This window comes from Pontibacter sp. FD36, from assembly GCF_015686655.1.
Classification (GTDB): domain Bacteria; phylum Bacteroidota; class Bacteroidia; order Cytophagales; family Hymenobacteraceae; genus Pontibacter.
The window spans coordinates 52,550-64,845 of sequence record NZ_JADPMP010000003.1 but is presented as its reverse complement, the minus strand read 5'-3'; the positions used below and the strand labels follow the sequence as shown (position 1 = coordinate 64,845).

The 12,296-nt window shown below is 49.8% G+C and carries 10 protein-coding genes; 7 read left to right on the top strand and 3 right to left on the bottom strand.

Translation table 11 applies throughout. The annotated features are described in order from the left end of the window. Positions 1–411 precede the first annotated feature (411 nt). The 4 genes from dnaK (at position 412) to I0P70_RS05000 (ending at position 5,737) form a co-directional block, all read left to right on the top strand. The gene (gene dnaK, locus I0P70_RS05015) at positions 412–2,343 is read left to right on the top strand and encodes a molecular chaperone DnaK (RefSeq protein ID WP_196115104.1); all 1,932 of its coding nucleotides are present in this window, start codon (positions 412–414) and stop codon (positions 2,341–2,343) included. Between the two features lie 172 nt (positions 2,344–2,515). After that, a complete protein-coding gene (locus I0P70_RS05010) occupies positions 2,516–3,181 on the top strand; it encodes an outer membrane beta-barrel protein (RefSeq protein WP_196115093.1) in 666 nt (221 codons plus the stop codon). A 35-nt stretch (positions 3,182–3,216) separates the two neighbouring features. Next, positions 3,217–4,455 (top strand): outer membrane beta-barrel protein, encoded by a 1,239-nt coding sequence (locus tag I0P70_RS05005; protein ID WP_196115091.1) that lies wholly within the window; start codon positions 3,217–3,219, stop codon positions 4,453–4,455. A gap of 46 nt (positions 4,456–4,501) precedes the next feature. Beyond that, positions 4,502–5,737 carry a porin family protein gene (locus tag I0P70_RS05000; RefSeq protein WP_196115089.1) on the top strand — a complete coding sequence of 412 codons (1,236 nt, stop codon included), beginning with the start codon at positions 4,502–4,504 and terminating at the stop codon, positions 5,735–5,737. A 118-nt stretch (positions 5,738–5,855) separates the two neighbouring features. Here I0P70_RS05000 and purE read toward each other — a convergent pair whose 3' ends face one another. Together purE and I0P70_RS04990 are read right to left on the bottom strand one after the other, a co-directional pair. Continuing rightward, positions 5,856–6,380 carry a 5-(carboxyamino)imidazole ribonucleotide mutase gene (gene purE, locus I0P70_RS04995; RefSeq protein WP_007660413.1) on the bottom strand — a complete coding sequence of 175 codons (525 nt, stop codon included), beginning with the start codon at positions 6,378–6,380 and terminating at the stop codon, positions 5,856–5,858. Between the two features lies 1 nt (position 6,381). Next, a complete protein-coding gene (locus I0P70_RS04990) occupies positions 6,382–7,512 on the bottom strand; it encodes a 5-(carboxyamino)imidazole ribonucleotide synthase (protein WP_196115087.1) in 1,131 nt (376 codons plus the stop codon). Positions 7,513–7,662: 150 nt separating this feature from the next. Between I0P70_RS04990 and I0P70_RS04985 the strand changes: the two genes are divergently transcribed. The 3 genes from I0P70_RS04985 (at position 7,663) to hemE (ending at position 10,277) form a co-directional block, all read left to right on the top strand. After that, a complete protein-coding gene (locus I0P70_RS04985; protein ID WP_040575002.1) occupies positions 7,663–8,280 on the top strand; it encodes a MarC family NAAT transporter in 618 nt (205 codons plus the stop codon). A 185-nt stretch (positions 8,281–8,465) separates the two neighbouring features. Next, on the top strand, positions 8,466–9,086 hold the full coding sequence (locus tag I0P70_RS04980) for a MarC family NAAT transporter (RefSeq protein ID WP_196115085.1): 621 nt from the start codon (positions 8,466–8,468) through the stop codon (positions 9,084–9,086). 153 nt (positions 9,087–9,239) lie between these two features. Then, positions 9,240–10,277 carry a uroporphyrinogen decarboxylase gene (hemE, locus tag I0P70_RS04975; RefSeq protein ID WP_196115084.1) on the top strand — a complete coding sequence of 346 codons (1,038 nt, stop codon included), beginning with the start codon at positions 9,240–9,242 and terminating at the stop codon, positions 10,275–10,277. 213 nt (positions 10,278–10,490) lie between these two features. Here hemE and I0P70_RS04970 read toward each other — a convergent pair whose 3' ends face one another. After that, complete coding sequence (locus tag I0P70_RS04970; protein ID WP_196115082.1) at positions 10,491–12,290, bottom strand: TrkH family potassium uptake protein; 1,800 nt, start codon at positions 12,288–12,290, stop codon at positions 10,491–10,493. Positions 12,291–12,296 lie beyond the last annotated feature (6 nt).

Sequence of the window (12,296 nt, the reverse complement as noted above, 5' to 3'; positions counted from 1 at the left end):
CTGCTTCCTCACCCAATACCCTCACCTTAAACTTGATGCTGCTTTATTTCTCCATAAGAGAGATCCGGCACCCTGTTTAGGCACAGCCATGTTTCAGATCTCTCCATTCTTTCAGGATGACAATTGATGAACACCCAAGGTTCGGTGGCCCAAAAGCAGCACCGCATGATTAGCTCCAGAGGAGTGCTTTATTTTAGAACCTACAGCGAAGCAACACAGTACCAATACTGCAGTAATTATGTCGCACACGAGCGGGGCACCTGTTGCATGGTCAGACAAACAAGGTATAGCATACCTCATCCTGTGACAGAATGACAGGCAAAACAGCTATATATCGCCTTGGCACATCCCTTGTAATAGTGCTACCAACAGTAAAAAGAAATTGTAATCGAATCATTATAAAACTATAGAATGGGAAAGATAATTGGTATTGACTTAGGTACAACCAACTCCTGCGTTGCCGTAATGGAAGGTAACGAGCCGGTGGTTATTCCTAACAGCGAAGGCCGCAGAACTACTCCGTCTATCGTCGCGTTTCTGGACGGCGGTAAAGGCGAGCGTAAGGTAGGTGACCCTGCCAAACGTCAGGCAATCACAAACCCACAGAACACGATCGCTTCGATCAAGCGCTTCATGGGCCACAGCTACAATGAAGTAAGCGAAGAGTCCAAGCAGGTGTCTTACAAAGTGATCCAGGGTGGTAACAACACCGTGCGTGTAGAGATTGGCGACCGCCAGTACACACCTCAAGAGATTTCGGCAATGGTACTTCAGAAAATGAAGGCTACTGCAGAAGACTACCTGGGCACGACGGTAACAGAAGCGGTTATCACCGTTCCTGCCTACTTTAACGATGCACAGCGCCAGGCAACGAAAGAAGCTGGTCAGATCGCAGGCCTTGAAGTGAAGCGTATCATCAACGAGCCTACAGCGGCAGCGCTTGCTTACGGCCTCGACAAAAAACACAAAGACCAGAAGATCGCAGTATTCGACCTTGGTGGCGGTACATTTGATATCTCTATCCTGGAGCTGGGTGACGGCGTGTTTGAAGTACTTTCGACTAACGGTGACACCCACCTTGGTGGAGACGACTTTGACCAGGTGATCATCAACTGGTTGGCCGACGAGTTTAAGAACGACGAAGGCCTGGATCTGCGCAAAGACCCAATGGCACTGCAGCGCTTGAAAGAGGCTGCTGAGAAAGCGAAGATTGAGCTTTCTTCTTCTAACGAAACAGAGATCAACCTGCCATACATCATGCCGGTGGATGGTGTGCCAAAGCACTTGGTACGCAAACTGACTCGCGCTAAGTTCGAGCAGCTGTCTGACGACCTGATCCGTCGCTCGATGGAGCCTTGCAAGAAAGCTCTTCAGGACGCTGGTCTGTCAACTTCTGACATCGATGAGGTGATTCTGGTAGGTGGTTCTACCCGTATACCTAAGGTACAGGAAGAAGTAGAGAAGTTCTTCGGCAAGAAGCCTTCTAAAGGTGTGAACCCGGATGAAGTAGTAGCCATCGGTGCTGCGATTCAGGGTGGTGTACTGACAGGTGAAGTAAAAGACGTACTTCTGCTGGACGTAACGCCGCTTTCACTGGGTATCGAGACAATGGGTGGTGTGATGACCAAACTGATTGAGTCTAACACGACTATCCCTACGAAGAAGTCCGAGACTTTCTCAACTGCTTCAGATAACCAGCCATCGGTAGAAATTCACGTACTGCAAGGTGAGCGCCCAATGGCGAAAGACAACCGTACGATCGGTCGCTTCCACCTGGATGGCATTCCACCAGCACCTCGTGGCGTTCCGCAAATCGAAGTAATTTTCGATATCGATGCTAACGGTATCCTGCATGTAACTGCCAAGGACAAAGCTACTGGCAAAGAGCAGAAGATCCGCATTGAGGCTTCTTCTGGTCTGAGCGAGCAGGAAATCGAGAAAATGCGTCAGGAAGCTGAAGCCAACGCCGAAGCTGACAAGAAGGCGAAAGAAGAGATTGAGAAGCTGAACGCAGCTGACTCTATGATCTTCCAGACCGAGAAGCAGCTGAAAGAGTATGGCGACAAGCTGTCGGAAGGCAACAAGTCTAACATCGAGAGTGCACTGGGTCAGCTCAGAACAGCACACGGTGCGAAGGACATCGCCGGAATTGACGCAGCGATCGAAAGCCTGAACAACGCATGGCAGGCAGCCTCTCAGGAGATGTACGCAGCCGGTGCCGGACAGGAAGGCGCAGCTGGTGCAGCCGGAAACGGCCAGCAGGCTGGCGGTCCGCAGGGCGCTGCTACTGACGACGGCGGTGTGACCGACGTGGACTACGAAGAAGTAGACGGTAAGAAATAAGCATTAACTCAAAATAGTGGAATCCCCTGTCGAGTTTCTCGGCAGGGGATTTTTTTTGTTGGTAGCCTGTTGAAGATCAGCAGAATGCCCGATGTCTTCCTCAAAATATTTCCTTTGCTGATTTCCAAAAAACATTTATTTATTTCTATATTTCATGGTAAATCTTTGAGCCATGAAAACAACAAACCTCCTCTTGCTGCTGATGCTGGTAGCCAGCAGTGCCTTTGCCCAACTCCAAACAGGCAACAAGCTTGTCGCCCTACATGCAGGTGCGGGCTTTTCCAAACCCGACGAGTTTAGCCGTGTTACTTCTTTGGAAGCCTCCTCCTCTATGGGCTATTTCCTGAAAGACAAACTGGTAGTCGGCCTTAGTTATGGCTATAAGTATGCTTCAAATCGGGAGGAAAGAACATCTGCTCCCAGTAGCTCCAGTATGTTTTATTTCTATGACAACAAAACCATAACCCACACTTATAACATAGGTCCTATGGCCCGCTACTACATTAGCCTGGGCAACAAGTTTGCCCTGTTTGCTGAGGGCACTGCTGGCCTTGCGTTTATCAGCGAGAGATCGGAGCTACATTACTCAGGCACGGGACAGTTCGGTGACCCCATGACGCCCTCACCTGGTTCACAATCCTCTTCAACATCCCGCTCAAGGGAGGCTTCGCTTTATGGCACCTTATCACCTGGTCTTGTCTTTTTCCCAAACGAAAGAATAGGTATAGAATTGAAGCTTAACGCGGTGGATTATCTATATGGCTTCGACAGAGGCAGTCAGTTAAAGAACTCCTTTAGCCTGAGTAAAACCAACCTGGGTATAGGATTTTACTTTTAGCACACCCTTACCCCCGCAACTCCAAAACAAACATTATGAAACAGCTATACCTTGTATTTTTTCTGTGCCTTTGCTTGACGCATGCCATCGCCCAGCAAGATTTCAGACCTGGCTATATTGTCCGTAGTGGCGATACCCTGCAGGGCTATGTTGACTACCGGGGCGCTATCCGTAGCTCAAAAATAGCAAGCTTCAAAACCAGTCCTGATGCCAACGTACATACCTACAGTCCGGACGAGATTCAGGCCTATGGCTTTACCAATGAAAAAAAGGCATTCGAATCCTGGCTGGTGCCTACTCCGGAGCGCACAGGTTTCGAACGCTTCTTTTTACACATCCTCATTAAAGGCAAAGCCAGCGTGTACACCTTGCGGGACGAAAGAGACCGCGACCGTTTCTACTTCTCCAAAGACAATGGCGAACTGGTAGAACTTGGACAAACCTCTTACACGCGCAAAGACCAAACCAGCGGCAAACGGTACAAAGTACTTGACCGGGCTTTTCAGGGCGTACTGGGTTCTGCCTTTGTGGAGTGCCCCACTATTACTGAGAAGCGGCTTTCCTCGGTGCAGCTTAAGGCCAACTCGCTTCTCAAAATCACAGAGGAATATAACGATTGCATAGGTGCTGACATTCACCACATACAGCCGCCGTCTAAAATTCAGGTGACGATGATGCCGGTGATCAGCTATAGCGTGTCCTCTCTGAAACCTACGGGCTATCATCTTTATGTAGATGGCACTTACGAAAGTACCGGTCTGGGTATAGGCGGTGGCCTGGCCTTCCATGTCAGAAACCCGGCACTCAGTGAGAAGCTTTCGCTGCAGTTAGAACTCCTGTATGCACCTTACCGCTTCAAGGGCGAGATCAATAATGTGAGTTACTTTGGAAGAACCACTGACTACGACCTGACGTTTGACCTGGACTATCTGAAGTTTCCGGCCCAGCTACGCTATACCTTGCCTACGGGCAAAATACGACCCTTCCTGAACCTGGGAGTATCTTATTCGCAGGTCATCCGTTCTAAACGCGTAGAAAAATCTCACAGCACTTTTCACTCCACCAGCTCTGTTCAGGAACGGGAAGCGCTGGTCGGCATTTTCAGAAAAGGCAACTTTGGCTTGCTTGGAGGAGTAGGTGTATCCTATCATGTCAGTGAGCATAAGGCCCTGTTTGTAGAGACGCGTTATGAAACAGCCGAGGGTTTCTCTCACCTCCGGGAGTTACGCTTACCTATTCACAGCCTGAGCGTGATGACCGGGTTTACCTTTTAACCAGCTGCCTGGTTTTGTAAGTTTATCAAACTTAAAACAGCTTAGAATGAAGCACTTTTATCTGACCCTTATCACTTGTTTATTTTTTGGCCAGGCCTTTGCCCAAACAGATTTCCGTCCTGGTTATATAGTTCAGCATGGCGACACGCTTCGGGGGTACGTCGACTACCGGGGAGCGGTACGCAGCTCCAAAACGACTACATTCAAACCAGCGTCTAACGCCAATGAGCAGGCATTCTCCCCTGACCAGTTGGAAGGCTACGGCTTTGACAGAGAGCAGAAGATCTACGAGTCGAAAAGAGTACCTGCCACAGAAGCTGTGGCTGAGCAGCTTCTTTTTTTGCAAGCCCTTGTGAAAGGCAAAGTCAGCATCTATACCTACCGGGATGGGAACGACCGCGACCACTTCTATCTTTCAAAAGAAGGAGCCAACCTGGTAGAATTGGTAGAGCAGGTTTATACCCGTACTGACCCAAAATCCGGTAAGAAATACCGCGTAGTGGACAGACCATACCTCGGCGTCATAGCATCTGCTTTTTCAGACTGCCCGGCACTTACAGAGAAACGCCTGGAGAATGTTATGCTCAGGCACAGTTCGCTTGCAAAAGTGGGCATAGAGTATAACCGGTGCGTCGGCAGTACACAGTTCACACATGAACCTAAAAAAGCCTCGATAACCCTTGTACCAGTGGTTGCACTTTCTTTCCCGTCGCTTCATGTGTCAGGGAGCCATTATTATGCGAGAGGGGACTTCCGCAGCACGGGGCTTGGATTAGGGGGAGGCATTGCCATGCAGGTAGCCAATCCATCCATGAGTGAAAAGCTCTCTCTGATCGTGGAATTGCTCTATGCACCTTATCGCTTCGAAGGCAAAGTGGAGGGTAAATACAATACAGGCCGCACTACTTCCTATGATCTGCTTTTTGATCTGAACTACCTTAAACTCCCTTTGCAACTCCGCTATACCTTCCCCAAAGGAAGAATAAGGCCATTTGCCAATATAGGGCCGTCTTACTCTTATGCAGTTCATTCAAAGAGGGTAGAAAGCAGGTATAGCTCCTTTCACTCCACCAGTTATTCCGAAGAGAAAGAAGCGCTGCCCGGGAGCGAGTTTAAGAGTCATATGTTCGGTGCAGTGGCCGGAGTAGGTATAGTGTATCCGGTTAGGACCAAGACCTTGTTTTTAGAGACACGCTACGAGACGACCGAGGGTATCTCCATGCTGCTAAGCCTGCCTAGCAGTATCAAAACCTTCAGCCTAATGGCAGGATATAAATTTTAGATTGAGGACTAGCAAAAGAGACGCTGCTTTAAACGGCAGCTATACCTTGGAATAAACACAAAGGCCCGCAGTTTCAAAACTGCGGGCCTTTGTTGTGATGGTTAGACCTATACCTGCATTAGTCCAGGTCACGGTCGCCGCGGCGAAGTTCCTCCACTGATCGCATCACCTTGTCTTTCAGGCTCACCTTATATTTTTCCAGTTTGTCAGCTACTGCGGCATTGGAAGTACCAATGATTTGCGCAGCCAGTATACCTGCGTTCAGGGCGCCATCAAGCGCTACCGTCGCCACCGGCACGCCACCCGGCATTTGGAGGATAGACAGCACAGAGTCCCAGCCGTCAATAGAGTTGCTTGACTTCACCGGCACCCCGATTACCGGCAGCGTGGTGATAGAGGCCACCATCCCTGGCAGGTGGGCTGCGCCACCGGCACCGGCAATAATTACCTTCAGGCCTTTTTTGCGTGCTTGCTCAGCGTACTCAAACATGCGGTGCGGCGTGCGGTGCGCCGACACGATCGTGATCTCAAAAGGTACGCCCAGATTCTCGAGGATTTCAGCTGCTGCTTCCATTACTTTCATGTCAGACTGGCTGCCCATGATAATGCCTACCAGCGGCTGCGTATTTGTTTCATTAGCCATATTATGCGATTACTTTGATGATGTTACGGATTGATTCAGCCCGCTGCTGCGCTTCCTGCAGGTCGGTACCCAGCACGGTAATATGTCCCATTTTGCGGGCGGCGCGGGTATATTTTTTGCCATAGAGGTGAATATACACGCCCGGCACAGCCAGCGCTTCCTGCAGACCTTCGTATTTGGCCTCGCCGTCATAACCGGGCTCACCCAACAGGTTCAGCATCACAGCGGCACTCTGTATGTCGGTGCTGCCCAGCGGCAGGTTGAGGATGGCACGCAGGTGCTGTTCGTATTGGGAGGTATAGTTGGCTTTGATGGTATGGTGCCCGCTGTTATGCGGACGGGGTGCTACCTCGTTCACCAGTATCTGCCCGTCCTTGGTCAGGAACATCTCCACAGCCAGTATACCGACCATGTCAAACGACTCGATCACGCGGGTAGCGATTTCGATAGCTAGTCGCTGCAGTTTGTAGGGCACATTGGCAGGTGCAAAAAGTGAGTCTACCAGGTTGTGCTCCGGGTGGAAACTCAGCTCCACCACCGGGAAGGCCGTTACCTGTCCGTTGGCATTGCGGGCCACAATGACAGAAATTTCCTTCTCAAAATCCACCAGCTTCTCCAGCACTGACGGCTCTGTGAAGCCCTTGCTCAGATCGGCTTCGCTCTGCAGTCGGGTTACGCCGCGGCCATCATAGCCCTCGCGGCGCAACTTCTGGAAAGCAGGCAGAAAATCAGTATTGGCTTTTAGTTCTTCGGCATCTTTCAGGATTCTGAAATCAGCAGTAGGTATAGCGTGTTTCTTGTAGAACTCTTTCTGCAGACCTTTGTCTTGTATAGTGCGCACGGTGCGTGCATCCGGGTATACCTTCACGCCTTCCTGCTCCAGTTTCTCCAGTGCGTCGGCATTCACGTGCTCGATCTCAATGGTGAGAATGTCGCAGTTCTTGCCGAACTCATACACCGTGTCGAAATCGCGGAAGCTGCCCACGAAAAACTCATGACACACATCTTTGCAGGGTGCGTTTTCGTCCGGGTCGAGCACCAGAGTATAGATGTTGAAATCGAGCCCGGCCTGAATGAGCATGCGGCCCAGCTGTCCACCGCCCAGTATCCCGAGCTTTACTTCTCCTTTCATAGTATCGTTGCTTAGGGTGTTGACTACCCAAAATTAAGGATTAAGTTTTAATCGCCTTGCCTTCTATTGCATTTCTATACCTGGAGAACGCTGTTCTTTGGTTTTATATTGATTAAAAACTATATTGGAGGTTCTACGTTTATCGCTCCCATGGAAATTATTCTCGCCACGCTTTCTGCTCTCTTCTCCGTTGTGAACCCGTTCGGAGCCATGCCGGTCTTCCTGACACTTACTCAAAATGATACCCCTGCCCAACGTAACCAACAGGCGCTTAAAGCTTGTCTGTACATGGTAGGTATACTGGCCGTATTTTTCCTGGCAGGGCAGTACGTACTCAACTTCTTCGGCATCCGCATCCACGACCTGCGCATTGCGGGTGGTCTGATGATCATGCGGGCCGGTTTTGAGTTGCTCACGCCGGGAGGCAGCAACAAAAAGGTGTCGCCGGATGTGGTGGAAGAGGCGCAGCACAAAGAGGATATTTCCTTCACGCCGCTGGCCATGCCCATGCTCTCCGGCCCGGGTGCCATTGCGGTGAGTATCGGCCTGTTCACGACTTCCCTTTCCTTCTGGGACATGACCCTGATTCTGGTCGGCATCATTTTGCTGGCTGTGATCTCTTATGTCATTCTGCGCTTCTCAACGCAGCTTACCCGTTTCATGGGCAAGGCAGGTCTGTCGGCACTCTCCCGCATCATGGGCTTTATTGTGCTATCGATCGGTGTGAACTTCATCGTGTCTGCCATTTATGCGCTGTTTTTGTCGTAGTTCAGGATTGACAAGATTAAAAGATTGACAGGATTTCGAAGCTACAACGTCATCCTTAATTGAACTTTAGTCATTGTCCCACAAGAAAAAAGAATTCTTTACACTTAACAATCATACAATACGGCGTTAACGCAGGCGTAATTTCACCATACTAGCTTTGCATCAGAAAACAACCTGACCAAGCTATGGAAATGATGCTGGCCACCTTTTCGGCCTTATTTAGTGTGGTAAATCCCTTCGGGGCTATGCCCGTTTTTTTGACCCTCACGCAAGACGACACCCCCTCCAACCGCAACCAGCAAGCGCTGCGGGCCTGCATTTACATGGCACTCATTCTGGGAGTGTTTTTTCTGGCGGGGCAGTATGTGCTCAATTTCTTCGGCATCCGGCTGCACGACATCCGCATTGCAGGCGGCCTGATGATCATGAAAGCTGGTTTTGAATTACTCTCCAGCAAAGCGCACCGGGGTAAAAAAGTATCGAAAGGCGTGCTGAAAGAGAGTATGCAGAAAGAAGACATTTCCTTTGCACCACTTGCCATGCCGATGCTGTCGGGCCCGGGAGCCATTGCCGTAAGCATCAGCCTATACTCCGATGCACTTCTAATAACTGATTTGGGCCTAGTCGTAACAGCTATTGTCGCCTTGGCGGTAGTGGCCTACCTGATTCTGATCTTCTCGCACCAATTGCTGCAATTTTTGGGCAAAGCCGGTTTGTCAGCACTCTCGCGCATTATGGGCTTCCTGGTACTGTCAATCGGGGTAAACTTTATTGTAACAGGTATAAAAGCCTTGTTCTTCACATAGGCACGACTACACAGATATTTTAAATACACCAACCAAAAATCCCCAACCCCATCACCTCGCACAGAGTACACCAACTTTATATGACATTTGCCCTGCCGCATGATGATAACAATCATCTTCCGACAGTCAGCATTTTTAACGTATCTTTGTGCCATGCAATTGAAGAATGACCTGCTTATAAGAGCCGCCAAAGGAGAAACCGTAGAACGTACTCCGGTGTGGCTGATGCGCCAGGCTGGCCGCATCCTACCTGAATACAGAGCCGTACGCGAGAGCCTGAGTGGATTCAAAGAACTAGTGGAAACACCGGATCTGGCCGCTGAAGTGACCATCCAACCCGTGGATATTCTCGACGTGGATGCTGCTATCATTTTCTCTGACATCCTGGTGGTGCCGGAGGCGATGGGCTGTACCTACGAAATGGTGGAGAAACGCGGACCATGGTTCCCTAAGACCATACGTACCGAAGCTGACCTGGCCCGCCTCCGTGTAGCCGACCCTCATGAGCACCTGGGTTATGTGCTGGAAGCCATCAAGGTGACCAAAAGAGCTCTTAACGGACGTGTGCCCTTGATCGGTTTTGCCGGTGCGCCATGGACTATTCTGGCTTATATGGTAGAAGGTAGCGGCTCCAAGACATTCTCGCATGCACGCGGCTTGCTGTATACCAACCCGAAGTTGGCACACCAGATGCTGCGCATGATCACCGATACCACTATTGCATACCTGAAAGCACAGGTAGAAGCCGGAGCCAACCTGATTCAGGTGTTTGACTCGTGGGCAGGTATACTCACCCCAGCACATTACCGCGAGTTCTCTTTGCCATACATTAGCGAGATCTGCAATGCCATCAACGATGTTCCGGTAACGGTATTCGCCAAAGGCGCTTTCTTTGCCCTGGAGGACTTTAGCAAACTGAACTGCGAAACCATCGGCCTCGACTGGAACATGGACATCAAAACTTCCAGAGCACAGGTTGGTCCGAACAAGACCCTGCAGGGTAACATGGACCCTTGCTTGCTGTATAGCTCCTTCGAGACAATTGAGCGTGAAACCATTAACATGCTGAAGGAATTCGGCCCGCAGCGCCACATAGCCAATCTAGGCCATGGTGTATACCCAGATACCGACCCGGAAAAAGTAAAATGCTTTATCCAGACGGTGAAGGCGTATAGCGGAGTGAGAGGTTAGAAAGTTTAGGAGTTGAAGATTAGCTGTAAAGCATACAAACTGTCAGTACCGACCTCATCAGAGTATTATAAATAAAGAAGGTCCACCAAATTTGGCGGACCTTCTTTATTTATAATTTAGGTTGGTGGTAAATATAAGGTTATGATTAATATTCCTGGATTTCCTCAAATTCCTCAAGTCTTAAAACCCAAAACCTCTAACTCTCAAACTCTTTTACCCTACCGGCACATGCGTCTCCGGATACTTATAGGCAGTAGTGGTGGCGCGGGTACTAAGAGCAAGAGCCAAGGTCAGCGTACCGACCCTACCCATGAACATCGACAAAATGATAATGCCTTTGCCTGTGTCAGAAAGGCCAGCGGTTATACCTGTACTTAAGCCTACGGTAGCAAAGGCCGACACCTGCTCGAAGGCCAATCTGAAAATATCAAATTGAGAGTCCGTAATAGTTAGGATGAACAGGAAAAAGATGTTGATCATGGCGGCAAACGTAAAAACCGAAAAGGCCTTATAAGACACCAGATGCGGTATAGTCCGGTTACCGATTTCCACGTTTCGCTTGCCGCGAATGGTAGCCCATACCGACAGTAGAATAATCGCAAAAGTGGTTGTTTTGATACCTCCCCCAGTAGACCCCGGCGATGCGCCAATAAACATCAGGAAGATAAACATCAGCAGAGTAGGCACAGTGAGTGCCGAGATATCAAGGGTATTGAAGCCAGCAGTACGGGTAGTCACAGCCTGAAAAAATGATGCGATCACGGCTTCCACAAAACTGAGCTGCGCCAGTGTGTTGTAGTACTCCAACAGGAAAAAGCCCACTGTGCCCATAGCGATCAGGACGGCAGAGGTGAAAATGGTGATTCGGGAAAGCAGGCGCCAGTTTCGCCAAGGCCTTTCCATTCGTGCCCGCATGGATTGTGGCGACAGCACATCGAGGATGGTTGGAAAGCCGATGCCACCGAAAATAATTAAGCCCGCCACGGTCAGGTGCATCACATAGGAAAACCGTACAGGCTCAGTGTACAAGCCCTCGGGGAAAAGCGACAGTCCGGCATTACAGAAGGCAGATACGGCATGAAAAACCGAAAAGAAAATCTTGCTGCCTAAGCTCTCGAATTGTACTTCCTGTCCCCATGTCATAAAGATGATAACAGCCCCGATAGCCTCAATGGAGAAAGTCATTACCACCAGTTTGCGCAGCAGGTTTTTAGTGGAGAACAGTGATTCGCTTTCCATGATCTCGTACATGGCCACGTGCTGTTTTATACCTACGCCCTGTCGCATCAGCGTGGCAAAGAAGGTAGCGAAAGTCAGAATACCCAGACCTCCTAACTGCACGAGCATTAGCAGCACCACCTGCCCCGAAAAAGTAAAGTAAGTTCCCGGATCAACTACCGCCAGACCTGTCACGCAAGAAGCACTGGCTGCCATAAAGAGGGCGTCGATGAAGCGCATACTGCCTGGTGTGGTAATCATGTTAGGCATCATCAGCAAGCCTGCGCCTATCAGGATCAGAAACAGGAAACTGAGCAGAAATGTGATTGTTGGCTTAAACTGAAGTGTTTTGAGGTGCACGCGGGTTTCCAGCAACTCAATGATTAGCAGTAACAGCATGAACAGCGACACGACCACCCGGTACACTTCCACGGAAAGTGGTATGTCGATGCTTTCGAAGAAGGTATAGATCGCTGATTCCTCCAGTCCGTAGGTGCTCACCTCGTTAATCAAGATGATAGCCATCAGCAGGCCTTCGAACCAGGTGCGCCTCAGGAACTTCTTCCGCTCGAAGGTATAGAGGATGCGCAGCAGGTATATGACTACGAATATTGACAGGATGGCATCAATCGCATTAAAGAGCAGCTGTATTGTCGCTGGTTTCTGTGCAATGCCATGCGCATAAATAAGCAAGCCCACCGAAATAAGGGTAAGCAGGTAGGTGGTGCGCCGCATCAGGGCGTAAGCTCTGAGCTTACTCCCATAAAGCAGCCTGTTTAGCTCTTCTGTGCGCATTTAATG